This is a genomic window from Variovorax paradoxus (assembly GCF_030815975.1).
Lineage (GTDB): Bacteria > Pseudomonadota > Gammaproteobacteria > Burkholderiales > Burkholderiaceae_C > Variovorax > Variovorax paradoxus_N.
Genome location: NZ_JAUSXL010000002.1, coordinates 1,724,438 through 1,748,174, shown reverse-complemented (window position 1 = coordinate 1,748,174; position 23,737 = coordinate 1,724,438). Strand labels below are relative to the sequence as shown.

General features: G+C 69.0%; 17 protein-coding genes. 10 read left to right on the top strand and 7 right to left on the bottom strand.

What is annotated here, in order from left to right; all coding sequences use genetic code 11:
• Positions 1–256: 256 nt before the first annotated feature.
• Positions 257–862, bottom strand: coding sequence for a glutathione peroxidase (locus tag QFZ47_RS11970; protein WP_307655831.1), 606 nt, complete (start codon positions 860–862; stop codon positions 257–259).
• A 130-nt stretch (positions 863–992) separates the two neighbouring features.
• Between QFZ47_RS11970 and QFZ47_RS11965 the strand changes: the two genes are divergently transcribed.
• The 3 genes from QFZ47_RS11965 to QFZ47_RS11955 all read left to right on the top strand — a co-directional run bounded on the left by QFZ47_RS11965 (position 993) and on the right by QFZ47_RS11955 (position 3,364).
• Positions 993–1,850, top strand: coding sequence for a ferritin family protein (locus QFZ47_RS11965; protein ID WP_124959112.1), 858 nt, complete (start codon positions 993–995; stop codon positions 1,848–1,850).
• Positions 1,851–1,928: 78 nt separating this feature from the next.
• On the top strand, positions 1,929–2,810 hold the full coding sequence (locus QFZ47_RS11960; protein WP_307655830.1) for an RNA polymerase sigma-70 factor: 882 nt from the start codon (positions 1,929–1,931) through the stop codon (positions 2,808–2,810).
• An 86-nt stretch (positions 2,811–2,896) separates the two neighbouring features.
• The gene (locus tag QFZ47_RS11955; RefSeq protein ID WP_307655829.1) at positions 2,897–3,364 is read left to right on the top strand and encodes a carboxymuconolactone decarboxylase family protein; all 468 of its coding nucleotides are present in this window, start codon (positions 2,897–2,899) and stop codon (positions 3,362–3,364) included.
• A 9-nt stretch (positions 3,365–3,373) separates the two neighbouring features.
• Here the strand turns inward: QFZ47_RS11955 and QFZ47_RS11950 are convergent, their stop codons facing one another.
• Together QFZ47_RS11950 and glnE are read right to left on the bottom strand one after the other, a co-directional pair.
• Positions 3,374–4,567, bottom strand: a complete 1,194-nt coding sequence (locus QFZ47_RS11950; RefSeq protein ID WP_307655828.1) for a septal ring lytic transglycosylase RlpA family protein — start codon at positions 4,565–4,567, stop codon at positions 3,374–3,376.
• Positions 4,560–7,439 (bottom strand): bifunctional [glutamate--ammonia ligase]-adenylyl-L-tyrosine phosphorylase/[glutamate--ammonia-ligase] adenylyltransferase, encoded by a 2,880-nt coding sequence (glnE, locus tag QFZ47_RS11945; RefSeq protein ID WP_307655827.1) that lies wholly within the window; start codon positions 7,437–7,439, stop codon positions 4,560–4,562. The genes QFZ47_RS11950 and glnE overlap by 8 nt, the downstream gene beginning before the upstream one ends.
• Before the next feature lie 25 nt (positions 7,440–7,464).
• Here glnE and QFZ47_RS11940 point away from each other — a divergent pair, with 25 nt between their 5' ends.
• From QFZ47_RS11940 to QFZ47_RS11925, 4 genes are read left to right on the top strand one after another with little or no spacing between them, the layout of a single operon-like run.
• Positions 7,465–11,649 carry a YhdP family protein gene (locus QFZ47_RS11940; protein ID WP_370880576.1) on the top strand — a complete coding sequence of 1,395 codons (4,185 nt, stop codon included), beginning with the start codon at positions 7,465–7,467 and terminating at the stop codon, positions 11,647–11,649.
• 16 nt (positions 11,650–11,665) lie between these two features.
• Positions 11,666–12,481 carry a carbon-nitrogen hydrolase family protein gene (locus QFZ47_RS11935; RefSeq protein WP_307655825.1) on the top strand — a complete coding sequence of 272 codons (816 nt, stop codon included), beginning with the start codon at positions 11,666–11,668 and terminating at the stop codon, positions 12,479–12,481.
• A complete protein-coding gene (locus QFZ47_RS11930; protein WP_307655824.1) occupies positions 12,482–14,530 on the top strand; it encodes a two-component system sensor histidine kinase NtrB in 2,049 nt (682 codons plus the stop codon).
• 43 nt (positions 14,531–14,573) lie between these two features.
• Positions 14,574–15,200: a response regulator transcription factor gene (locus tag QFZ47_RS11925; RefSeq protein WP_307655823.1), complete on the top strand. Its 627-nt coding sequence runs from the start codon at positions 14,574–14,576 to the stop codon at positions 15,198–15,200.
• A 4-nt stretch (positions 15,201–15,204) separates the two neighbouring features.
• Here QFZ47_RS11925 and QFZ47_RS11920 read toward each other — a convergent pair whose 3' ends face one another.
• The 3 genes from QFZ47_RS11920 to QFZ47_RS11910 all read right to left on the bottom strand — a co-directional run bounded on the left by QFZ47_RS11920 (position 15,205) and on the right by QFZ47_RS11910 (position 16,883).
• Positions 15,205–15,768 carry an OmpA family protein gene (locus tag QFZ47_RS11920; RefSeq protein WP_307655822.1) on the bottom strand — a complete coding sequence of 188 codons (564 nt, stop codon included), beginning with the start codon at positions 15,766–15,768 and terminating at the stop codon, positions 15,205–15,207.
• A gap of 93 nt (positions 15,769–15,861) precedes the next feature.
• Complete coding sequence (locus QFZ47_RS11915; RefSeq protein WP_307655821.1) at positions 15,862–16,521, bottom strand: YiaD family glycine zipper/OmpA-like lipoprotein; 660 nt, start codon at positions 16,519–16,521, stop codon at positions 15,862–15,864.
• Positions 16,522–16,718: 197 nt separating this feature from the next.
• Positions 16,719–16,883, bottom strand: coding sequence for a hypothetical protein (locus QFZ47_RS11910; protein WP_307655820.1), 165 nt, complete (start codon positions 16,881–16,883; stop codon positions 16,719–16,721).
• Between QFZ47_RS11910 and mltA the strand changes: the two genes are divergently transcribed.
• Positions 16,882–18,030 carry a murein transglycosylase A gene (gene mltA, locus QFZ47_RS11905; RefSeq protein ID WP_307655819.1) on the top strand — a complete coding sequence of 383 codons (1,149 nt, stop codon included), beginning with the start codon at positions 16,882–16,884 and terminating at the stop codon, positions 18,028–18,030. The two genes, QFZ47_RS11910 and mltA, sit on opposite strands and share 2 nt — an antisense overlap.
• Before the next feature lie 190 nt (positions 18,031–18,220).
• On the top strand, positions 18,221–20,467 hold the full coding sequence (locus QFZ47_RS11900) for a PhoX family protein (RefSeq protein WP_307655818.1): 2,247 nt from the start codon (positions 18,221–18,223) through the stop codon (positions 20,465–20,467).
• A gap of 24 nt (positions 20,468–20,491) precedes the next feature.
• Here QFZ47_RS11900 and QFZ47_RS11895 read toward each other — a convergent pair whose 3' ends face one another.
• Entirely contained in the window at positions 20,492–20,956 is a 465-nt protein-coding gene (locus QFZ47_RS11895; RefSeq protein WP_047785924.1) for an Lrp/AsnC family transcriptional regulator, read from the bottom strand.
• Between the two features lie 105 nt (positions 20,957–21,061).
• Between QFZ47_RS11895 and mdeB the strand changes: the two genes are divergently transcribed.
• On the top strand, positions 21,062–23,734 hold the full coding sequence (gene mdeB, locus QFZ47_RS11890) for an alpha-ketoglutarate dehydrogenase (RefSeq protein ID WP_307655817.1): 2,673 nt from the start codon (positions 21,062–21,064) through the stop codon (positions 23,732–23,734).
• Positions 23,735–23,737 lie beyond the last annotated feature (3 nt).

Genomic DNA, 23,737 nt, shown 5'->3' with positions numbered 1-23,737 from the left:
GGGCGCCGGTGTTGCCGCGCCCCGCCCCTCTGGGGAAATACAAAAATGCTGCGAGGCGCCCCGACGCGAAGGAGGGAGGGAGGGAGGAGGAGAAGAATCGCCTCGGGATTTCGACCAGACAAGACGCCTGGAAGACCTCGCAACATGAAAACTGGAAGGCATTGGCTGCCTTCGCTCGGTATGAGCACAGTGTGCCAGCCCGGTTCCCCCTCCAGTGGTAAACGTTTGTGACGATCAGTTCACTTTGGCAAGGCCCTCAGCTCCCAGCCGCGAGCTGGCTCTCGATGACCTTGACGAAGGCGCTTTCATCGGGCGCCGTCATGCTGGACCAGGCCTGCACCACCTTGCCGTCCCGCCCGATGAGGTATTTGTAGAAATTCCACTTCGGCGTGGTGCCGGAGGCCAGCGCGAGCTGCTTGAACAGCGGGTTGGCATTGGCGCCGCGCACCGACGACTTCGCGAACATCGGAAACTTCACGCCGAAGGTGCTTTCGCAGAAATCGGCAATTTCCTTGTTCGAACCCGATTCCTGCGCGAAATCGTTGGAGGGAAAGCCCAGCACCACGAGCCCGCGCGAGCGGTATTTGCTGTCCAACGCCTCCAGCCCCTTGTATTGCGGGGTAAAGCCGCAGAAGCTCGCGGTGTTCACAACCAGTACCACTTTGCCGGCGTACTGGCACAGCGATTGGGGTTTTTCGTCCTGCAGCCGCGGGAAGGTGTGCTGCAGGGTGGGCGGGCAGGCTGCAGCGGCGGCGCCGTCGGCCGGGGCGGATGGCGCAGGAGATGGTGTCGGAGAGGGGGCCTGGGCGAGCGCCGTGCCAGCGGCAAGGAGGCATGCGGCCAGGGCGGCAGGGATTCGCATAAGGGGGCTCCTGAAGACAAAAAAGTGTGCATTTCGCGTCATAAGACCGCGCTTATGCACGCATCATCGCGCGTCTGTCACGGGTGCGCCAAACGAGCCGACTAAAATCGACGGCCTTAGAAAGACTTTGATGCTTTATCCGGAACTCTTCAGACAACTCGAATCTGTCCGCTGGGACATGGACAAGGACATTCCCTGGCAGTCGTTCGACGCTTCGCTGCTGTCGGAAGAGCAGGCGCAGACCATCAAGATGAACGCCATCACCGAGTGGGCGGCGCTGCCGGCCACCGAGATGTTCCTGCGCGACAACCGCCACGATAGCGATTTTTCCGCTTTCATGTCGATCTGGTTCTTCGAGGAGCAGAAGCATTCGCTGGTGCTCATGGAGTACCTGAAGCGCTTCAGCCCCCAGCATGCGCCCACCGAGCAGGAACTGCACGAGGTGCGCTTCGACTTCGACCCGGCCCCGCCGCTCGAAACCCTGATGCTGCATTTCTGCGGCGAAATCCGCCTCAACCACTGGTACCGCCGTGCCGCCCAGTGGCACACCGAGCCGGTCATCAAGCACATCTACACCACGCTGAGCCAGGACGAGGCCCGCCACGGCGGCGCCTACCTGCGCTACATGAAGCGCGCCATGGAAAAGTTCGGCGACGAGGCGCGCGCCGCCTTCACCAAGGTGGGCGTGCTGATGGCCAGCGCGCGCCGCACCGCCCAGGCGCTGCACCCGACCAACCTGCACGTCAACAAGGCGCTGTTCCCGAACGACACCATCCAGAGCCGCATGCCCGACCCCGACTGGCTCGAGCACTGGCTCGACAAGCAGATCAAGTTCGACGCGGTCTGGGAAAGCAAGGTCGGCGAGCGCATCCTGCACAACCTGAGCCTCCTGATGAACCGCAGCTTCAAGACCGTGCAGGAGCTCAACCGCTACCGCAAGGAACTGGCCGCCACGCTCGGCCCCAAGCCCGAATACCAGGGCGCATAAGAACTTCGCCCCGCCTGCCGGGGCGATTTTTTTGGCACGCGGTGTCACAAGCCGCGGGTGCCCAACGTCTAATCGGGCATGGACGACCCGACCCTCGCCTTCGACAGCCACCGCCGCCGCCTGCAGGGCATCGCCTACCGCATGCTCGGGTCCGTCGCGGAAGCCGAAGAGGTGGTGCAGGACGCCTGGCTGCGCTGGCACGAGGCCGACAAGGCCGCCTTCGACCGCGCCGAAGCCTGGCTGGTCACCGTCGTCACGCGCCTGTCGATCGACCGGCTGCGCGCCGCCAAGGTCCAGCGCGAGCACTACATCGGCGCCTGGATACCCGAGCCCACGCTGACCGACGGGCCGGACACCCCGGAACAATTGCTCGAGCGCGCCGACAGCATCTCCGTTGCCTTCCTGGCCGTGCTCGAGCGCCTGGCGCCCGAGGCGCGTGCGGCCTTCCTGCTGCGCGAAGTGTTCGACGCCGGCTACGACGAAGTGGCCCGCGCGCTCGGCAAGACCGAGGCCGCCTGCCGGCAACTGGTGCACCGCGCCAAGGCACAGGTGCAGGAGGCGCGCCCGCGTTTCCAGGTGCCGCGCGAAACCCACCAGCGCCTGCTGCGCGCCTTTGCCGATGCGGCCGCGCGCGGCAGCCTGCAGGACCTGAAGGCGTTGATGGCGGAAGACGTCGAACTCATCGGCGACGGCGGCGGCAAGGTGCAGAGCTTCAGCAAGGTCCTGCGCGGCAGCCAGCGGCTCGCGCAGCTGTATTTCGCGCTCTGGCGCCGCATGGGCGCCTCGGTGCGCATGGAACTGGTGGAGATCAACGGCGAGCCGGGGCTGCTGCGCTTTCTCGACGGCCAGCTCGAATCGGCCCAGACCTTCGAGATCGAGGGCGAGCGCATCGTGCGCGTCCGCGTGCAGCGCAACCCCGACAAGCTCGCGCGCATTGCGCAGCTCTATTCGTCGAAATAATTTTCGCGCGGTGTGTCACACGGCCAATGGCTGGCCCGTCTTCAGTGGGTAGGAAGCAGATTTTTCAACCACCTGGAGTACATGCCATGAGCAACACCATCGTCCCCCGCCTCACCTGGGCCAAGATCGCCCCCAAGGCCTTCCAGGCCATGATCGGCGTCAACGGCGCCATCGAGTCGAGCACGCTCGGCAAGGTGCTGGTCGACCTCGTCTTTGCCCGCGTCTCGCAGATCAACGGCTGTGCCCACTGCCTCGACATGCACGTGCGCGACCTGCGCCATCAGGGCGAGGACTGGCAGCGCATCAACAGCTTGCCGACCTGGCGCGAAGTGAATTTCTTCAGCGAACGCGAGCGCGCGGCCCTCGCCTGGGCCGAAACGCTGACCCGCCTGGCCGACCGCCACGAAGACCGCGATGCCGAGTTCGAGGCGCTCCAGGCGCATTTCAGCGAACTCGAGATCGTCGAACTCTCGATTGCCATTGCGCAGATCAACGCGTGGAACCGCCTGGGTGTCGGCATGCGCTCGCCAGTGGCGGCCAAGGCGATGCCCTGAGGCTTTGAATCAGCGGCGCTCGACCACCATCGGCGAGATGCGCAGGCTCTCGCGCAGTTGCGTGACGGCCTCGCCGGCCGCGCTGCGCGAGGCGAACGGGCCGGCCTGCAGGCGGTGCGTGCCGGCCTCGCTGAACACGCGCAACTGCGGCGCCAGCGCGGGCAGGCCGCGCGCGGCCTGGTTCTGCAGGCTCTCGGCGCCATCGCGCTCGCGGAAGGCGCCGAGCTGCACCCAGAAGCCCGCTGCCGCGGCCGATGATGAAGAGGGCGCATTTGCCGTCGAGGCGGCCGCGGGTGCCGGCGGCGGTGCCGTGAGTGGTGCCATCGGCGCAAGGTCGGTGACCATGATCGGCTGGCGGGGCGGTGCCGCTTCCGGCTCGGTTGCGGCTGCGGCTGCGGACGAGGGCGCCGGCGGCGCAGCCTGCGGCACGGGCTCGGCAGTCGCCCCTGGCGCCATGGACGCCATCGGCGTTTGCGGCGCGACCGGCATCGCCCCGGCCGGCGCTGCGGCGTTCATCGCCACCGGCGCCGCCCAGGCCGAGGGCGCGGCCGCCACGCGCTGGGGCGGCGGCGGCGCAGCCACCTGCGAGGCCGAGGCATACGCCGTGCCCGCATCGCGCCGCCATGCGCCCGTGCGGATGTCCTCGTTCGTGATGCGCTCGATCTCCACCGGCGCCACGCCGCGCAGCAGGTCGAGCTTGAGCGCCGCCGTGTAGCTCAGGTCGATGATGCGGCCGTCGACGAAGGGCCCGCGGTCGTTCACGCGCACGATCACCTCGCGCCCGTTGGCCGGGTTGCGCACCCTCGCGTAGCTGGGCAGCGGCAGCGTCTTGTGCGCGGCCGTCATGGCGTACATGTCGTAGGGTTCGCCGCTCGCGGTCGAGGCGCTGTGGAACTTGCGGCCGTACCACGAGGCGACGCCCGATTCGCGGAACGGCCGGTCGTCGGTGATCGGCTGGTAGGCCCGGCCCAGCACCGTGTAGGGCTTGCTGGTGCCACCGCTGCCGCGGATGGTTTCGACGCGGGGCTCGGCATCGGGCACGCGGTCGAGGTCTGAGGGGATGTTGCTGCCCGGGCCGTCGCGGCCGCCCAGTGCGCCGCCGCCGCTGCGCGTGCCGCTCGCGCAGCCCGCGAGAAGGACGGCGACGGCCACCGCGCAGGCAGCCAGCGCGGGGGTGGCGAGGGCGCGGGCGCGCTCAGCCAAATACCGCCTTCCACAGCGCCAGCATCGCATCGCGTTCGGCGGCCAATGCAGGCGGGGTGACCTGGGTCGGTTCTTCATTGAGGCGGGCACGATGCTGCACGCGGCGCAGTTCGCGGTAGGCCCTGGCCGCGCTGCGGCCGATGCCTTCGGGCAGCAGCCCCGCCAGTTCGGCGCGCAGCAGCAGCGCGATGTTGCCGACGTTCGGAATCAGTTCGGGATGCTCGCCCGACGACGACAGCACCAGGAACTGCACCGCGAACTCGGCATCCACCATGCCGCCAGGGCTGTGCTTGACGTCGAAGCGCTCAGCCTTCACCGGGCGCGCGCCGCGCAGCTTGTCGCGCATCGCGATGATCTCGGCCTTCAGCGCCTCGTGGTCGCGCGGCGCCACCAGAACGGCCTCGCGCACCTGGTCGAAGCGTGTGCCCAGATCGGCGCTGCCCGGCCCGCCGCCGGGCCGCCCCAAGGCGGGCTGCGCCCCCTCGGGGGGCAGCGAGGACACGCCAGTGCCGAGCGTGGGGGCCATGCTGATGAATCTCGCGCGCGTCATGGCTTGATGCTCCCAGGTCCACGCGGTGTTGCTGCCGCGCCCCAATTGGTAGCGCTCGTAGGCCTCGAAGCTGGTCGTCAGCAGGCCCGAATTGCCGTTGGGGCGCAGCGCGGTGTCGATCTCGAACAGGTCGCCCTCGCGCGTCTTCACGGTGAGCCAGTTGATCAGCTTGCGCACATAGGCCGCATAGACCTCGCCCGCGCGCTCGTCGTCGTCTTCGTAGACGAACACGATGTCGAGGTCGCTGCCGTAGCCCAGCTCTTTTCCGCCGAGCTTGCCGTAGCCGATGATCGCGAACTGCGGCAGCTCGCGGTGCCGGTTGCGCACATGCGGCCAGCACCAGCTGGCCGTCACGCGCAAGGTGGTGTCGGCCAGCGCGCTCAGGTCGTCGGCCACCTGCTCCACGGTGATGCGGCCGTCCACGTCGCGCGCCAGCGTGCGGAACACCTCGGCGTGGTGGGCGTGGCGCAGCAGGTTCAGCAGGCGCTCCTCGTCGGCTTCGCCGGTGCGGCTGAGCGAGGCGTGGCGCGCCTCGAGTTCGCGCTCGAACTCGGCCGCCATGAAGCGGCCCGAGAGCATCTCGTCGCTCGCGAGTTCGTCGATGACGCCGGGGTGCTGCATCAGGTAGCGCGCCGGCCACTTGGCGGCGCCCAAAAGCCGCAGCAGCCGTTCCTGCACCGCGGGCCGTTCGACCAGCAGCGCCAGGTAGCTCTCGCGCCGCAGGAGCGGCTCGATCCAGTCGGCCCAGCGCAGTGCGGCATCCACATGGCGCGGCGTTTGTCCGGGGCCGTCGCCGTCGGGCTCTTTCAGCCATTGCCCGGTGCGCTGCACCAGCTGGCGCAGCCGTGCTCGCGTTTCCTCGCGCAGGGCCAGCACGCGGGGCTGCTCGCACCAGTTGCGGATGCGGTCGGCAAAGGCCGGCGGCAGGTCGTCGAGCAGGTCGGCCAGGTCGGTGGGCGCGGCGGCCTTCTTGCCGTTGCACTTGCCGTTGCAGGGCTTCTCGCCGCCGAGCAGCTTGTCGAACTCCTGCGCCACGAACTCGCGGTGCGTGTCGAGCTGCTCGAGGAAGGGGCAGCAGCCGGCATAGCCCATGGTCTGCGCGATCCAGCGCAGGTCGTCGTCGGCCACCGGCAGCACGTGGGTCTGCTGGTCGTCCAGGTACTGGATGCGGTGCTCCACGCGGCGCAGGAATTCGTAGGCCGCGGCCAGTGTGTCGGCGGTTTCCTGCGGCATCAGGCCGGCGCGCGCGAGCCGCTGCAAGGCGTCGAGCGTGGGTCGGGTGCGCAGTTCGGGAAACTGGCCGCCGCGCACCACCTGCAGCAGCTGCACGGTGAATTCGATTTCGCGGATGCCGCCGCGCGAGAGCTTGACGTCGTTGGCGCGCTCGGGCCGCCCCGCGCTGCGGCGTGCCGACTGCTCGCGGATCTGCCGGTGCAGCGTGCGCAGCGAATCGAACACGCTGTAGTCCAGGTAGCGGCGGAACACGAAGGGCAGCACCGTGGCGCGCAGGCCCTGCGCAAGGCCTTCCGCGACGATGTCGCGCGGCGCCACTACGCGGCTCTTCATCCAGGCAAAGCGCTCCCATTCGCGGCCCTGCACCTGAAAGTATTCTTCGAGCGCGTCGAGCGACACCACGCTGGGCCCGGAGTTGCCGTTCGGCCGCAGCGCAAGGTCGACGCGGAACACGAAGCCGTGCTCGGTGATGTCGCCCACCAGCGCATAGATGCGCTTCACGGCGCGCGAGAAATATTCCTGGTTCGACAGGCGGCCGCGGCCATCGGCGTCGCCGCGGGTTTCGCCGTCCAGGTCGTACAGGTAGATCAGGTCGATGTCGCTCGACACGTTGAGCTCGCGCGCACCGAGCTTGCCCATGCCCACCACCCAGAGCTGCGCGCGCTGCCCTTCGGGGCCCAGCGGGGCGCCGTGCACCGCATCGAGTTCCTGGCAGGCGTCGCGGCAGGCGACGTCGAGCGCGAATTCCGCGAGCTCGGTCACGGCGGTGGTCACCACGGCCAGGGGCGCCTGGGCATCGCAATCGAGGGTGACAAGCCGCTCCATCACCAACTGCCGCACAATGCGCAGCGCATCGCCGACGCCGTCCCCGCGTTCGCGCAATGCCTCGTAGGCCTTCGACATCGACTCGCGCCGCGGCGCGCCAGGGGAAAGCAATGCAAGCTCGGCCGCATACCTGCGGCGCAGGCGCTGGACGAAGCGCGAATAGGAAGAGAACGCGACCTCGGTCGCTTCTGTCGATGGCGTGGCTGGCAACTGGTTCACACTGGTGTTGGTTTCCGTGGAACCCCTCTGAATGCTGGCGGTCATAATTCCGGACACAGCGCGATCCTCAATGAACGACACGGCGTCTTCCCCTTCACGTCTGCTCAAGATCACCGCTGCGACGGCGCGCTGGCTGTTGGGTTTACTGATCGCTGCATGGCTTCTGCTGGCACTGTCAGTGGTTGTCCTACACGCGTGGATTGTGCCGCGAATCGGCGATTACCGTGGTGCGCTCGAGGCACAAGCCAGCAAGGCCATCGGGGTACCCGTGCGCATCGGGTCGATCACCGCCCGTTCCGATAGCCTGTTTCCCGTCTTCGAACTGCGCGACGTGGTGCTGCACGATGCGCAGAAGCGCGAAGCCCTGCGCCTCGTGCGGGTGGTGGCCAGCGTGTCGCCGCGCTCGTTGTGGCGCCTCAATTTCGAGCAGCTCTATATCGAGGGGCCGCAGGTCGACGTGCGCCGCGACGCGCTCGGCAAGCTGCACGTGGCGGGTCTCCACATGTCCACCGACACCACCGGAGAGACCCGCGCCGCCGACTGGTTTTTCGCCCAGCGCGAGCTGGTGGTCGAAGGCGGCACCGTGCGCTGGACCGACGAGCAGCGCCAGGCCGAGCCCCTGCTGTTGACCGACGTGCGCTTTGTGGCGCGCAACACCGCCCGGCGCCACGGTCTGCGGCTCGATGCCACGCCGCCGGTCGGATGGGGCGAGCGCTTCACGCTGCGCGGCCAGTTCCGCCAGCCGCTGCTGTCGGTGCGCTCCGGCCGCTGGCAGACCTGGGACGGCCAGGTCTACGCCGACCTGCCCTATATCGACGTCACCCGCCTGGGCCGCTATGTCTCCCTCGACGCCCGCATCCGTGAAGGCAGCGGTGCACTGCGCCTCTGGGCCGACATGAAGAAGGGCCAGATCGTGGGCGGCGCGGCGGACCTCGGGCTCAACCGCATCGATGCCTCGCTGGGCCGGGGCCTGCAGCCGCTGGTCTTGCGCTCGGTGACCGGCCGGCTGGCCGGCCAGCTGAATGAGGAGCAGCTCGAGTTCTCGACCACCGCCCTGCAGTTCGACACCGCCGACGGCATGCGCTGGCCCGGCGGCAACCTGTGGCTGAAGCACGCGCCCGCGCGCGGCCGCACGCCCGAGCAGGGCGCCTTGCGCGCCGACCGGCTCGACCTGGCCGCGCTGGCCCTGATTGCCGACCGGCTGCCGCTGGGCGACGCCACGCACCGCGTGCTCGATGCCTATGCGCCGCGCGGACTGGTCGAGCGCATCGACCTGAACTGGCAAGGTTCGCTGGGCGCGCCCGAGCGCTACCAGGCCAAGGGCCGGGTCAGCGGCCTGCGCATCGCGTCGCAGCCGGCGCCACCGGCAGCTGCCGCCACCGTCCCGCCGGCCGCCGCAACCGGCTCTGCCGGCGCCACGCCTGCTGCCCAACGGCCGCACGCCGGCTCGCCCGGCCTGAGTGGCGCCACCATCGAGTTCGATGCCACCCAGGCCGGCGGCAACGCCGCACTGTCGATGGCGCAGGGCACGCTCGAATTTCCGGGCGTGTTCGAGGAACCGGTCATCCCCATCGACCGGCTCGCGGCCCAGTTGCAGTGGAAGCTCGACAAGGGCCATGCGCAATTGCAGGTTTCCAAGCTGCGCTTCGCCAATGCCGATGCCGACGGCGAAGCCGAAGCCAGCTGGCGCACCAGCGACCCCGCCGTGTCTTCCGGCCGCGCGCGCTACCCCGGCGTGCTCGACCTGCAGGGCAAGCTGACCCGCGCCGACGGCACGCGCGTGTTCCGCTACCTGCCGCTCGAGATTCCCCAGCACACGCGCGACTACGTGCGCGAGGCGGTCACCAAGGGCACGGCCAGCAGCGTCGACTTCCGCGTGCGCGGCGACCTGCACGACATGCCGTTCATGGACCCGAAGCAGGGCGAGTTCCGCATCGTGGCCAAGGTGTCCGACGTCAACTACGCCTATGTGCCGCCGACTTCGGCCATGGCCGCGTCGACGGCATCGAAGGCGCCGCCCTCGGCGGCCCGCAGCGGTGCGCCCGCGCCGGCCTGGCCCGCGCTCACCGGGCTTTCGGGCGAACTGGTGTTCGAGCGCGCGGGCATGCTGGTGCGCAACGCGCGCGGGCGGCTGGCCGGCGCCAACGGCATCGAGGTGACCAAGGCCGAGGCGCAGATTGCCGACATGTCGCACCACGCCTCGCTGCTGCGCGTCGATGCCCAGGCCAAGGGCCCGCTCGGCGAACTGCTGCGCGTCGGCGCGCCGCTGGCCGGCGAAACCGGCGAGGCGCTGTCCCGCGCACGGGCCACCGGCACGGCCGACTACCGCCTGCATCTCGAACTGCCGCTGGCCGCGCTGGACACGGCCAAGGTCCAGGCCAGCATCGCGCTGTCCGACAACGAGCTGCAGCTGGTGCCCGAAGCGCCGTCCTTCACGCATGCGAAGGGCGTCGTCGGCTTCACCGAAACGGGCTTTTCGCTGAACGGCGTCAACGCCAGGCTGCTGGGCGGCGACGTTCGCGTCGAAGGCCGCGGCCGCTTCGCCGGGCCCAACCGCGAGGTGGCGCTGAAGGCGCAGGGCACGGCCACGGCCGAGGGCCTGCGCGCCGCGCGCGAGGCCGAGTGGCTCGCGCGCATCGCGGCCAAGGCGAGCGGCAGCACGCCTTACGCGGCCACCTTCTCGATGCGCGACGGCGCGCCGGAGTTCTCGCTCACCAGCACGCTGCAAGGCCTGGCGCTGCAGCTGCCCGCGCCGCTCGTGAAGACGGCCGACGAACAGATGCCGCTGCGCATCGAGAAGAAGGTGCTGCAGCGCGAGACCCGGGCCGGCGCTGCCGTGGCCGTGCAGGACCAGCTCTCGATGGAGCTCGGCCGCGTCGGCACCGTTCAATATGTGCGCGACATCTCGGGTGCCGAGGCGCGCGTGCTGCGCGGAAGCATCGGCATCGGCCTGGCCGCGGGGGAGACCGCCAGCGTGCCCGACAAGGGCGTGCTGGCCAATGTCAACATCGCAAAGTTCGACATGCCCGCATGGCAGGCCCTGGTTGGCGACACCGGAAGCAGCACGGCCGAGGCGGCGGGCGGCGCCGAGCGGCCCGAAGACGCGGCCATGGGCTACCTGCCCACGCGCATTGCGGTGCGCGCGCAGGAGCTCGGCATCGCAGGCCGCACGCTGCACAACGTGGTGCTCGGCGGTACGCGCGAGGGCGCGCTCTGGCGCGCCAACATCGACGCCACAGAACTCAGCGGCTACGCCGAGTACCGCCACGCCCAGGCCGGGCGGCTCTATGCGCGGCTCGCGCGGCTCAAGATTGCGCCCACGGAGGCCAAGCAGGTCGAAACCCTGCTCGACGAGCAGCCCGGCACGCTGCCCGCGCTCGACATCGTCATCGACGACTTCGAGCTGCTGGGCAAGCGCCTGGGCCGTGCCGAAATCGATGCCGTCAACCGCGGCGGCGCGGGCCGCGAATGGATGCTCAACAAGCTGAGCTTCACCATGCCCGAGGCCAGTTTTTCGGCCAAGGGCACCTGGGCCGCCGCGCCGGGCGGCACGCCGGGGCGCGCAGAGCAGCGCCGCACGGCCATGACCTTCAGGCTGGACATCGCGGATGCCGGCGACCTGCTTGCGCGCTTCGGCATGTCCGGCGTGCTGCGGCGCGGCAGCGGGCGGCTCGAAGGCGAGGTCAACTGGCGCGGCTCGCCGTTCTCGCTCGACTATCCGAGCCTGGGCGGACAGCTTCAGATCAACGTCGAATCGGGCCAGTTCCTCAAGGCCGACCCGGGGCTTGCCAAGCTGCTCGGCGTGCTGAGCCTGCAGGCACTGCCGCGCCGGCTCACGCTGGATTTCCGCGATGTCTTCAGCCAGGGCTTCGCCTTCGACTTCATCCGCGGCGACGCGAAGATCCACAACGGCATCGCGAGCACCAACAACCTGCAGATGAAGGGCGTCAACGCAGGCGCGCTGATGGACGGCTCGGCCGATATCGTGCGCGAGACGCAGGACCTGCGCGTGGTGGTGGTGCCCGAAATCAACGCCGGCACGGCCGCGCTGGTCGCCACCGCGATCAACCCCGCGATCGGCCTGGGCACCTTCCTCGCGCAGTGGGTGCTGAGCAAGCCGTTGGCCGCCGCCGCCACGCAGGAGTTCCATATCGAAGGCACCTGGGCCGACCCCAAGATAGCCAAGGTGCCACGATCCATCCTGCCGAACGTACCCGGCCCAGCCGCGGCGCCGGCCGGCGGGCAGGGCAAGTGAAAACGGAGACCACGCAATGAAAGTCGCAGCCATCCAGATGGTGTCGGCCATCGCCCGCGAAGCCAACCTCGCACGCGCCCACAGCCTGCTCGCGCAAGCCGCCGCGGCCGGCGCCGAGCTGGCGGTGCTGCCCGAGTATTTCTGCATGATGGGCGCACGCGACACCGACAAGCTGGGCCTGCGCGAAACCGCCGGCGCGGGCACCGTGCAGGGCTTTCTCGCCGATGCGGCGCGCGAGTTCGGGCTCTGGATCGTGGGCGGCACGCTGCCGATCGACAGCGGCGATGCCGAGCACGTGTTCAACAGCTCGCTGTGCTACTCCCCTGACGGCCAATGCGTGGCGCGCTACGACAAGATCCATCTGTTCTTCTTCGACAACGGCACCGAGCGCTACGACGAGCGCCGCGTGATCGCGCCGGGCGCCACGCCCGTGGTGTTCGACCTGCCTTCGCGCGACGGCCACCGCTGGCGCGTGGGGATGAGCGTGTGCTACGACCTGCGCTTTCCCGAGCTTTACCGCGCGCTCGCCAAACAGGGCGCCGAGCTGCTGCTGGTGCCCAGCGCCTTCACCCGCACCACCGGCGCCGCGCACTGGGAGGTGCTGCTGCGTGCGCGGGCCATCGAGAACCTGGCCTGGGTGGTCGCGCCCGCGCAGGGCGGCACGCACGAGAACGGCCGCCACACCTGGGGCCAGTCGATGGTGGTCGACCCCTGGGGCACCGTGGTGGCGCAGCAGGCCAGCGAAGAAGGCGTGGTTCTGTTCGACATCGATGCCGGGCAGATCGAGCGCATGCGCGCGCAGCTGCCCGTCTTGTCCCACTGCGTGCTCTAGATGGAAGAGGCCTTGCCTGTCGCACCGCCGCGGTGGGCGCTGTCGGCGTTCGCGCGCCTGCGCTCGCTCTGGCAGCGCTGGTTTCTCTGGCTGATCCTGGCCGTGCTGGTGTCGGCGTTGCTGATCACCGTGGTGTGGCTCGCGGGGCGGCACGAGGTCGAGCAGGTGCAGGCGACACTCGACCGCGACACCGCCGATGCGGTGTCCGATCTTCGCATCGGCCTGCAGCGCAACGCCCAGAGTCTGCGCGCCACGCAGGCTTCCGGCCTGGACCGCGCGCATTGGCCCGAAGCCGCGGCCTCGCTGCTGCGCGAGCACCGCGAGTGGCTCCGGCTCGAATGGCGCGACGCTGCGCTGCGTCCGCTCGAAGCGGTGAACACGCCCTACCGCATGCGCCTGATCGCCGACGAGAGCCGCGGCGCCGACCAGTCCGACGTGGGGCTCGCCTGCGCCGCCGCGCGCAAGCTCGGTGCGCCGGCCTATTCGCCGAGCCACTACGTGCCCATCCTCGGCGGAGGCGGCGTCGAGGTGATGGAGCTTTGCGTGCCGATCGACGCGGGCGGCTTCCTGGTGGCGAGCTACTCGCTGCGCGACACGCTCATCGAACTGGTCGGCCACACGCTCACGCGCGGCCAGGAAGTGGCCTTTACCGAAACCGACGGCACGCGGCTGGTGGCGCTCGGCACTTCGCGCCGCATGGGGACGCGCGTCTTCACCTCGCAGCAGCTGATCGACCTGCCCGGCGCCGCGCTGATGCTGCGCGTCGACGGCTGGCGCGCCGCACCCGATCTTTTTCCGAACGTGCTGACGGCGCTGGTCACGGCCATCTCGATTGCGCTGGTCTCGGTGCTGGTGCTGCTCGCGCGCGACACGCGCCGCCGCCTGCGCGCCGAGCGCGACCTGGCCGACGCGCTGGCCTTCCGCAAGGCGATGGAAGACTCGGTCATCACCGGCCTGCGCGCACGCGACCTGCAGGGGCGCATCACCTACGTGAACCCCGCGTTCTGCGAAATGGTCGGCTTCAGCCCCGAAGAGCTGATGGCCGGCAGCGGCGAAGACATCGAAGCCCCCTACTGGCCGACCGAGCTGGCGCACGAATACCAGCAGCGGCAGGCCCGGCGGCTGGCCGGCGGCATGCCGCCGCGCGAGGGCTTCGAGTCGGTCTTCATGCGCAAGGACGGCACGCGTTTTCCGGTGCTCATCTTCGAGGCCCCGCTGATCAACGCGCAGCGCGTGCAGACCGGCTGGATGAGCGCCTTCATCGACATCAGCGAGCAGCGCCGCATCGAGGAACTCTCGCGCGCCAGCCAGGAGCGGCTGCAGGCCAGCGCGCGGCTTGCCACGGTGGGCGAAATGGCCTCGCTGCTGAGCCACGAACTCACCCAGCCGCTGGCCGCCATCGCCAGCTATGCGACTGGCTCGCTCAACATGCTCGGGCCGCACGCCAAGGGCGAGCAGGCCGAAGTGGCCATGGCGGTGCGGCGCATTGCCGAGCAGGCCGACCGCGCCGGCCAGGTGATCCGCAGCGTGCACGACTTCGTGCGCCGCCGCGACCGCACGCGCGAGGCGGTGGCGCCGCAGGCGCTGATCGACGCCGTGCTGCCGCTGGTGCGGCTGCAGGCGCGCAAGCTCGGCGTGAGCATCGAAGTGGTGTTCGAAGACCGCCTGCCCGCGGCCGTGTGCGACCGCACGCTGGTCGAGCAGGTGCTGCTCAACCTGGCGCGCAATGCCATGCAGGCCATGGACACGCCGGAGCACGTGGGCGACCGCGTGCTCCGGCTGCGTGTGTCGCGCGTGGTCGCGGTCGGCGGCCCGGGCGCGGAGGATGCGCGGCGCTGGCTGGAGTTTGCGGTGGCGGACCTCGGCTGCGGCATCAGCGAAGAGGTGGCGGATCGGCTCTTCACGCCTTTCTTCACCACGCGGGCCGACGGCATGGGGCTGGGCCTGAGCCTGTGCCGCACCGTGGTGGAGCAGCATGGCGGTGTGCTGGTCTTCGAGCCCAACCGGCCCCGCGGCACCGTGTTCCGGTTTACCCTGCCGAGTACATGAACAACCCCCAGGCTTTTGTGCCCGTTTCTGAAATCGACATGACATGCAACCGCTGATCGACGGCCTGATCTTCATCGTGGACGACGACGCCAGCGTGCGCGAGGCGCTGGCCTGGCTGCTGCGTTCGCGCCGCCTCGAGAGCGAGCACTTCGCGAGCGCCGAGGCCTTCGAGCTGCGCCTGGCCGAAGGCTCGCTGCCCGAGCAGCCGCTGTGTCTGCTGCTGGACGTGCGCATGCCCGGCACCAGCGGGCTGGTGCTGTTCGACCGGCTCGCAGAACGCGGCCTGCTGCAGGCCATGCCCGTGATCTTCCTGACCGGCCATGCCGATGTGCCGACGGCCGTGGATGCCGTCAAGCGCGGCGCCTTCGACTTCTGCGAGAAGCCGTTCTCCGACAACGCCCTGGTCGACCGCATCGAGCAGGCGCTGGGCGCTTCGCTGCGGGCGCTGGAGATGCAGCGCGCCCGGCGCGGCCTGGCCGGCCGCATCGCCGAACTGACCGAGCGCGAGCGCGACGTGATGCGGCTCGTGGTCGAAGGCCTGCCGAACAAGCTGATTGCCGATCAGCTGGCCATCAGCGTGCGCACGGTGGAGGTCCACCGCGCGCGCGTGTTCGACAAGATGGAAGTGAAATCGGCGGTCGAATTGGCCAACCGCCTCAGGGATCTCTAGGAGATCAGACCTTTTCCGCCACGAAGATCTCGACGCGGCGGTTCTGGGCACGGCCGGCCGGCGTGCCGTTGTCGGCGATCGGCTCGCGCGAGCCGCGGCCGTCGGTGGTGATGGCCGTGGTCGAGACGCCGCGGCTCACCAGGTGGTTGCGCACGCTGTCGGCGCGGCTCACCGAGAGGCGCTCGTTGCCTTCTTCGCTGCCGGTGTTGTCGGTGTGGCCCACCACGCGCACGCTGGCCGCGGTGGCGCTGCGCAGGCCTTCGGCCGCCTTGTCGAGCACCTGGGCCAGGTTGCGCTTCACGTTGGCGCGGCCCACGTCGAACGACAGTTCATTGGGAATCACGAGGTGCAGCTGGTTGTCCGCCGTCTGCTCGATCACCGCGCCCGTGCCCTTGGTCGAATTTTCCAGCTCGGTCTTGAGCGCCGCCAGGCGCGCAGTCCAGCTGTTCGCAGGCGCGGCCGTCTGGGCGGCTGGAGTGGCGGCCGATCCCGGCGCGGGCGATTGCGAGGCGCACCCCGCAACGAACAATGCGGCCGCAGCCGCACCCGAAACAACAAGCTTCCTCATGAGTTTTCCCTCTCTCCGTATGAACATTGAAACGATGGCAATGGGCGCCGGCCGCTCCCGCACGGCCGGCTTTCTTTTTATCTATCGATCCGGTCAGCCGCGCGGCGCGCGCTCGCCCACGTAGATCTCGACGCGGCGGTTCTGCGACCGGCCGGCATCGCTGTTGTTGTCGGCGATCGGCTCGTGCGAGCCGCGTCCTTCGATGCGGAAGGCCGCGGCACTCACGCCGCGCGCCACCAGGTAGTCGCGCGTGCTGGCGGCGCGGTCGACCGACAGCGGGTTGTTGATGGCGTCCGAACCGGTGCTGTCGGTGTGGCCGATGATGCGCACCTCGGCATTCGGGTTGTTGCGCAGGCCGCCCGCGAACTGGTCGAGCACCGGCGCGAAGTTGGGCTTGATGTTGGCGCGGCCCACGTCGAAGGACACGTCGCTCGGGATCTGGAGCTTGAGCTCGTTGTTCGGGGTTTGCGTCACGGCCACGCCGGTGCCCTGGGTGGCGGCTTCCATCTGGCGCTTCTGGTTTTCCATGCGCTGCGACCACAGGTAGCCGCCGAGCGCGCCGGCTGCGGCACCGACCACGGCCCCTGTGCCGATGGCGCCGCGGTTGCCGCCGGTGGCGGAGCCGATGGCCGCGCCGCCCAGTGCGCCGATGCCGGCGCCGATGCCGGTGTTGCGCTGGGTGTCGGTCATTCCGCCGGCGCAGCCGGACAAAACGAGGGCGGCAGCGGTGGCGGCGAGTACAAACTTTTTCATGGCAATCCCTTTCAAGGTTGATTCAGGCGGGCCACAGCTTAGCTTCGGCGAGCATGCCATGGTACGGCCTTCCCAACCTGCAGGAAAGAAGAAAACTTTCTGCAAAGCCCCGTGAATGCTGCGATGATTGCTACTAAAGTAATAGCTGGCAGGCTGTTTTCCGACATGCCCCTGCGGCTACCGGCTACGCAATGAATTCACGCTTTGGGCGGCAGATCCTTCTTTTCGTCGGGTCCGTTGCCATTGGCGGCTTCGTCGTCGTCGTGGAGTTCGCCCTTTTTTCGGCCGGAAAACATGGTCCACCAGACGATCAATATGAACACGAGTCCGGCCCCGAGGGCTTCAAGCAAAATCAAACCCATGAGAAATGGACTCCAGTGGCTGGTTGGGCTCACGATCGTAGCAACGCTGGCCGGCTGCTCGATGGCCCCGCGCGCGCCCGACACGCCGGCTCGGCCCGCCGCCACGCCGCCGCGCGACCTGGGCCCGCTGACCGGTTCGCTCGCGCATCCCAAGAGCCGGTGGGTGCCCGTCGGCTGGTCGGAACTGCCGGGTTTCGGCGACGACCCGCTGCACGAAGCCTGGATTGCGCTGCTGGCCAATTGCGCGCGGCCCAACGCCGCCTTTGCGCCGCTGTGCCGCGACGTGCGCCAGCTGGCCATCGCCACGCCGGAGGAGCAGCGCCAGTGGATGACCGACAGGCTGCAGCCCTACCGCGTCGAGTCGCTCGCAGGCTCGAGCGAAGGCAAGCTCACGAGCTACTACGAGCCGGTCTACGAAGCCTCGCGCGTGCCCAGCGCCGCCTTCAGCATTCCGATCTACCAGGCGCCGGACGGCCTGGTGCCGCGCCGCCCCTGGTACACCCGGCAGGAAATCGAAACCCTGCCCGAGGCCCAGGCCGCGCTGCGCGGCCGCGAGATCGCGTGGATGGCCGACCCCATCGACGCGCTGATGCTGCACATCCAGGGCTCCGGGCGCCTTCGCATCACCGAGGCCAACGGCGTCCAGCGCACCGTGCGCGTGGCCTTCTCGGCCACCAACGAGCAGCCGTACAAGAGCGTGCAGCAATGGCTGATCGCCCAGGGCGTGGCCAAGGTCGGCAAATGGCCCGACGACACCAAGGCATGGGCCGCGCAGAACCCGCAGCGCGTGACGCAGCTGCTGTGGAGCAATCCGCGCTATGTGTTCTTCCGCGAGGAAACGATGAGCGAGCTCGACGCCGCCTTCGGCCCGCGCGGCGCGCAGGGCGTGCCGCTGACCGCCGGGCGTTCGATCGCGGTCGACCGCGACAGCATTCCGTACGGCACGCCCGTCTGGCTTGCGTCGAGCGGGCCCGCGGCGCAACTGCAGAAGCTGGTGGTGGCGCAGGACACCGGCAGCGCCATCCTCGGTGCCGTGCGCGCCGACTACTTTGCTGGCACCGGCGCCGACGCCGGCCGCCTGGCCGCCAGCATGAACCAGCCGCTGCGCCTGTGGGCGCTGTGGCCGCGGCAAATGCCGGCGCCTTGATGGCGGCGCGGCGCGCTCCCTTTCAGAAACACCGTGGAACCGGCTTTGCCGGGCCACTGGTGTTGCCCCCGGTAGGGGGTTGGCGAAGCGACACGAAGTGCGCGCAGCTTGGGGGCGAGCATATTCACGCGGGTGTCATGCGAAGTGCCTAACTTCGCGGGTTGATTTCAACCCACGAAAGCGATTGCGCATGACCGCAAACACCCGTACCGATGCCAACGGCATCGACCTCGACGACATCGGCACCAACCCCACGTCGAATCCGTCCTTCACCGACCTGGTTGCATCGCGCCTGAGCCGTCGCCAACTGTTCGGGCTGGGCGTCGGCACCGCCAGCACGGCGCTGCTGCAGGCCTGCGGCGGCGGCGGCGGCACGGCTTTCCCGATCATTCCGCCCGCACCGGCGCCCGCCCCCGCGCCGGCCCCGGCCCCGGCTCCCGCGCCGGCCCCCGCACCGGCCAAGCTCGGCTTCAACGCCGTGGCCAAGAGCCTTGCCGACGTGGTCACCGTGCCCGCCGGCTACACCGCCAGCGTGCTCTATCGCCTGGGCGACCCGATCGCCGCGGGCGTGGCCGCCTACAAGAACGACGGCACCGACGATCCGGCCACCTATGACCGCCGCGCCGGCGACCACCACGACGGCATGACCTTCTTCGGCATGAACGCGTCGAACAAGTGGGACGCAGCCAGCGCCGCGCGCGGCCTGCTCGTGATGAACCACGAAGCCATCACGCCGCTGTTCCTGCACCCCGCCGGCCAGACCATCAGCGGCACCGGCAACGCCGCGGTCCGCACTTCCGCCGACGAAGTGCTGCGCGAGTTCTACCTGCACGGCGTGAGCGTGGTCGAGATCAACAAGAGCGGCAGCGCCTGGAGCTACAAGCAGGATTCGAGCTTCAACCGCCGCGTCCACACGCTCACCGAAATGGCCTTCTCGGGCCCGGCCGCCAGGACCGACTACCTGAAGACCAAGTATTCGACCGACGGCAGCAAGACCCGCGGCACGCTCAACAACTGCGCCAACGGCACCACGCCCTGGGGCACCTACCTGACCTGCGAAGAGAACTGGGCCGGCTACTTCCGCCGCATCAAGGCCACCGACGACCCCAAGCGCAGCGCCAGGGAAATCGTGAGCTTCGGCCGCTACGGCGTTGCCAGCACCGGCCGCGAACTCTGGGCCACCGTCACGCCCGACACCGCCGACAACCTCTACGGCCGCTGGAACACCGAAGTCATCGGCGCCAGCGCGACCGACGACTTCCGCAACGGCGCCAACACCTACGGCTGGGTGGTCGAGATCGATCCCTTCACCCCGGCCAGCACGCCCAGGAAGCGCACCGCGCTCGGCCGCTTCGGCCATGAAGGCGCCTGCCTCGGCCCGGTCGTGGCCGGCAAGCCGCTGGTCTGGTACATGGGCGACGACTCGCGCAACGAGTACATCTACAAGTTCGTCTCGACGAAGAACTGGGACGCGGCCGACATCGGCGGCGGCATCGCGGCCGGGGACAAGTACCTGGACGACGGCCGCCTCTACGTGGCCCGGTTCAACGCCGACGGCAGCGGCGTCTGGCTCGAGCTGAAGCTCGGCGTCAACGGCATCACCGCGAGCAATCCGGCCTATGCCTTTGCCGACGCGGCCGACGTGGTGGTCAACGTTCGCCTGGCCGCCGATGCCGCCGGCGCCACCAGGATGGACCGCCCCGAGTGGACGGCCGTCAATCCGAAGACCGGCGACGTGTACGTGACGCTCACCAACACCAACGCCGCCTCGCGCCCCATCACCGCCACCGACGGGGCCAATCCGCGGTTCTACAACGACAAGACGACCGCCGGCTCGGACCAGAAGGGCAATCCGAACGGCCACGTCGTGCGCTTCGCCGACGACAACGCCGACCCGGCCTCGCTGAGCTTCAAGTGGGACGTGTACCTGTTCGGCGCGCGTTCCACCGCCTCGGCCGACGTCAACCTGTCGCAGCTCAGCGCCGACAACGACTTCTCCAGCCCCGACGGCATGTGGTTCAGCCACGCCACCGCCGGCCTGCTCTGGCTGGAGACCGACGACGGCGCCTACACCGACGTGACCAACTGCATGCTGCTGGCCGCACTGCCCGGCCAGGTGGGCGACGGCGGCGCCAGGACGGTCACCAACGTCGACGGTGCTACCACGCGCACGCAGAACACCTTCGTGGGCAAGGCGCCCGGTGCCGACGGCCTGCGCCGCTTCCTGGTCGGCCCGAAGGACTGCGAGATCACCGGCATTGCCGAATCCGGCGATGGCCGTGCGCTGTTCGTGAACATCCAGCATCCGGGCGAGGGTTCGAAGGACATCGCAAATCCGGACGGCTACATCAGCCACTGGCCGGACGGCGCCAAGAGCCGCCCGCGCTCGGCCACGGTGGTCATCACCAAGGATGACGGCGGCCTGATCGGCCTCTGACCGATTGCGCTCTGATCGCTGCCCCTACCGGGGCAGTGGCAGCGCCGTCTTGTAGCGCACCTGCTTGAGCGCAAAGCTCGAGCGGATCTTCTCGATGCCTGGAATCGGCGTGAGCTGTTCCAGGATGAATTTCTCCAGCGCCGCCATGTCGGCGACGGCGATGCGGATCAGGTAGTCGCTGTCGCCCGTCATCAGGTAGCACTCCATCACTTCGTCGTGCTCCGCGATGCGCTGCTCGAAGTCGGCGAGCGACTGCTTGCTTTGCGTCGTGAGGCTGATCGAGATGAACACGTTGAGCCCCAGGCCCAGCGCCTTGGCGCTCGCGAGCGCCACATAGCGGTCGATCACGCCGTTCGCCTCGAGCATCTTCACGCGTGCGAGGCAGGGCGAGGGCGAGAGGTGCACGCGGCGCGCCAGCTCCACATTGGAGAGCGCGCCATCACGCTGCAGCTCATCGAGAATGCGCAGGTCGATGGCGTCGAGTTGCATGAAATGCCGCGAAGTAAAGAATTGCCGGAATTTTATGCTGCGAAGCCCGCATAGGATTGCCTGCGCCAGTAGCTAATTTGCCGCTTGGCGGCCTAAAGTGCCGGCATGAATGTCCCGATTTCCGCCGACCAGATGCAGGCGCTGCTGCGCGACACGCCGCTCTCGCACGACCCCGATCCCGCCGAGACCGCCGAATGGCGCGACGCCTTCCTGGCGCTGGCCCAGGCGCACGGGCCCCAGCGCGCCCGGCAGATGCTGGTGGAGCTCGCCCGCCTCGCGCGCCAGCAGCGCATCGGCTGGCAGCCCGAGCTTGCGACGCCCTACGTCAACACCATTGCGGTGGAAGACCAGCCGCCGTTCCCGGGCGACCTGGCCATCGAGGAGCGCCTGGCTTCGTTGATGCGGTGGAACGCACTCGCGATGGTGGCCAGGGCCAACCAAGCGTATGGCGAACTCGGCGGCCACATCGCGAGCTATGCGAGTGCGGCCGATCTGTTCGAGACCGGCTTCAATCACTTCTTCCATGCGCGCGAGGACTCGGGCGATGATGCGCACCGCGGCGACCTCGTCTTCTTCCAGCCGCACAGCGCACCCGGCGTCTATGCCCGCGCGTACCTCGAAGGCCGCCTCGGCGAAGAAGACCTGAAGCACTACCGCCAGGAACTCACCGCACCCGCCTTTACCGAAGGCCGCGGCGCGCGCGGCCTCAGCAGCTATCCGCATCCCTACCTGATGCCGGACTTCTGGCAGTTCCCCACCGGCTCGATGGGCATCGGCCCGATCAGCTCGATCTACCACGCGCGCTTCATGCGCTACCTCACGCACCGCCACCTGCTCGACTGCGAAGGTCGCAAGGTCTGGGGCGTGTTCGGCGACGGCGAGATGGACGAGCCCGAATCGATGAGCGCCCTGACGCTGGCCGCGCGCGAGAAGCTCGACAACCTCGTGTGGGTGGTCAACTGCAACCTGCAGCGCCTGGACGGCCCGGTGCGCGGCAACGGCCGCATCATCGACGAGCTCGAAAAACTCTTTGCCGGCGCGGGCTGGAACGTCATCAAGCTCATCTGGGGCAGCGACTGGGACGGCCTGTTCGCGCAGGACGTGAGCGGTGCCCTGGCGCGCGTGTTCGCCGAAACAGTCGACGGCCAGATGCAGACCTTCGCGGCCAAGGACGGCCGCTTCAACCGCGACAACTTCTTCGGCCAGAACCCCGAGCTCGCGCGCCTGGCCGAAGGCATGACCGACGAGCAGATCGACCGCTTGAAGCGCGGCGGCCACGACCTCGTGAAGATCCATGCGGCCTACGCCGCCGCGGCCGCGCACCAGGGCCGGCCCACTGTGATCCTCGCCCACACCAAGAAGGGCTACGGCATGGGCAGCGCCGCGCAGGGCAAGATGACCACGCACTCGCACAAGAAGATGGGCGACGTCGACCTGCTCGAATTCCGCGACCGTTTCAGCCTGCCGCTGACCGACGCCCAGGCGATTGCGATGGACTTCTACCGCCCGCCCGAAGACAGCGCCGAGATGCGCTACCTGCGCCAGCACCGTGAAGCACTCGGCGGTGCCATGCCCCGCCGCGAGACCGCCTGCGACGTGGTGCCCAAGCCCGACATCGCGAGCTACGCGCAGTTCGCGACAGCGGCCGCCGGCAAGGAAATGAGCACCACCATGGCCTTCGTGCGCATGCTCGGCAACCTGCTGAAGGACAAGGCGCTGGGCCCGCGCATCGTGCCCATCGTGGCCGACGAGGCGCGCACCTTCGGCATGGCCAACCTGTTCAAGCAGGTCGGCATCTATTCGAGCGTGGGCCAGCGCTACGCGCCCGAAGACATCGGCTCCGTGCTGAGCTACCGCGAAGCCACCGACGGCCAGATCCTCGAAGAAGGCATCAGCGAAGCCGGCGCCATCGCGAGCTGGACGGCAGCGGCCACCAGCTACAGCGTGCACGGCTTGGCGATGCTGCCCTTCTACATCTACTACTCGATGTTCGGCTTCCAGCGCGTGGGCGATGCGATCTGGGCCGCGGCCGACCAGCGCGCGCGCGGCTTCCTGCTGGGGGCCACCTCGGGCCGCACCACGCTCGGTGGCGAGGGCCTGCAGCACCAGGACGGCAGCAGCCACCTCGTGGCCGCGACCATTCCCAACTGCAAGGCCTACGACCCCGCCTTTGCGGGCGAGATGGCGGTGATCGTCGATGCGGGCATTCGCGACATGATGGTCGAGCAGAGGGACGTGTTCTATTACGTCACGCTCATGAACGAGAACTACGCGCAGCCCGATGTGCCGCAAGGCGCGGAGGCGGACATCCTGCGTGGGTGCTACCGCTTCGGCGTGTATGCGCCGGCTTCGGGCGAGGCGAAAAAGAAGAAGGTCACGCTGATGGGCTCGGGCGCGATCCTCACCGAGGTCGTCAAGGCGGCGCAGTTGCTGGCTGGCGAAGGCATCGAGGCCGAGGTGTTCAGCGTCACGAGCTGGAGCGAGCTTGCGCGCGACGGACAGGCCTGCGAGCAGCGCGCGATCGCGGGCGAGAAGAAGGACGCCGGCGTGCCGTTCATCGCGCAACAGCTCGGCGCCGGCCAGGGCCCGATCATTGCCGCCACCGACTACGTGCGTGCGGTGCCCGAGAGCGTGCGCGCCTTCCTGCCCGAGGGGCGCCGCTACCTCACGCTGGGCACCGACGGCTTTGGCCGCAGCGACACGCGCGCGGCGCTGAGGGAGTTCTTCGGGGTGGATGCGGGGAGCATTGCGAAGGCAGCGCGGTATGCCTTGAAGTGAACG

Coding starts and splice junctions, on each gene's coding strand:
- QFZ47_RS11970 (WP_307655831.1), bottom strand. CDS start 862: ATGCGAATCCCTGCCGCCCTGGCCGCATGCCTCCTTGCCGCTGGCACG.
- QFZ47_RS11965 (WP_124959112.1), top strand. CDS start 993: ATGCTTTATCCGGAACTCTTCAGACAACTCGAATCTGTCCGCTGGGAC.
- QFZ47_RS11960 (WP_307655830.1), top strand. CDS start 1,929: ATGGACGACCCGACCCTCGCCTTCGACAGCCACCGCCGCCGCCTGCAG.
- QFZ47_RS11955 (WP_307655829.1), top strand. CDS start 2,897: ATGAGCAACACCATCGTCCCCCGCCTCACCTGGGCCAAGATCGCCCCC.
- glnE (WP_307655827.1), bottom strand. CDS start 7,439: ATGACCGCCAGCATTCAGAGGGGTTCCACGGAAACCAACACCAGTGTG.
- QFZ47_RS11940 (WP_370880576.1), top strand. CDS start 7,465: ATGAACGACACGGCGTCTTCCCCTTCACGTCTGCTCAAGATCACCGCT.
- QFZ47_RS11935 (WP_307655825.1), top strand. CDS start 11,666: ATGAAAGTCGCAGCCATCCAGATGGTGTCGGCCATCGCCCGCGAAGCC.
- QFZ47_RS11930 (WP_307655824.1), top strand. CDS start 12,482: ATGGAAGAGGCCTTGCCTGTCGCACCGCCGCGGTGGGCGCTGTCGGCG.
- QFZ47_RS11925 (WP_307655823.1), top strand. CDS start 14,574: ATGCAACCGCTGATCGACGGCCTGATCTTCATCGTGGACGACGACGCC.
- QFZ47_RS11920 (WP_307655822.1), bottom strand. CDS start 15,768: ATGAGGAAGCTTGTTGTTTCGGGTGCGGCTGCGGCCGCATTGTTCGTT.
- QFZ47_RS11915 (WP_307655821.1), bottom strand. CDS start 16,521: ATGAAAAAGTTTGTACTCGCCGCCACCGCTGCCGCCCTCGTTTTGTCC.
- mltA (WP_307655819.1), top strand. CDS start 16,882: ATGAGAAATGGACTCCAGTGGCTGGTTGGGCTCACGATCGTAGCAACG.
- QFZ47_RS11910 (WP_307655820.1), bottom strand. CDS start 16,883: ATGGGTTTGATTTTGCTTGAAGCCCTCGGGGCCGGACTCGTGTTCATA.
- QFZ47_RS11900 (WP_307655818.1), top strand. CDS start 18,221: ATGACCGCAAACACCCGTACCGATGCCAACGGCATCGACCTCGACGAC.
- QFZ47_RS11895 (WP_047785924.1), bottom strand. CDS start 20,956: ATGCAACTCGACGCCATCGACCTGCGCATTCTCGATGAGCTGCAGCGT.
- mdeB (WP_307655817.1), top strand. CDS start 21,062: ATGAATGTCCCGATTTCCGCCGACCAGATGCAGGCGCTGCTGCGCGAC.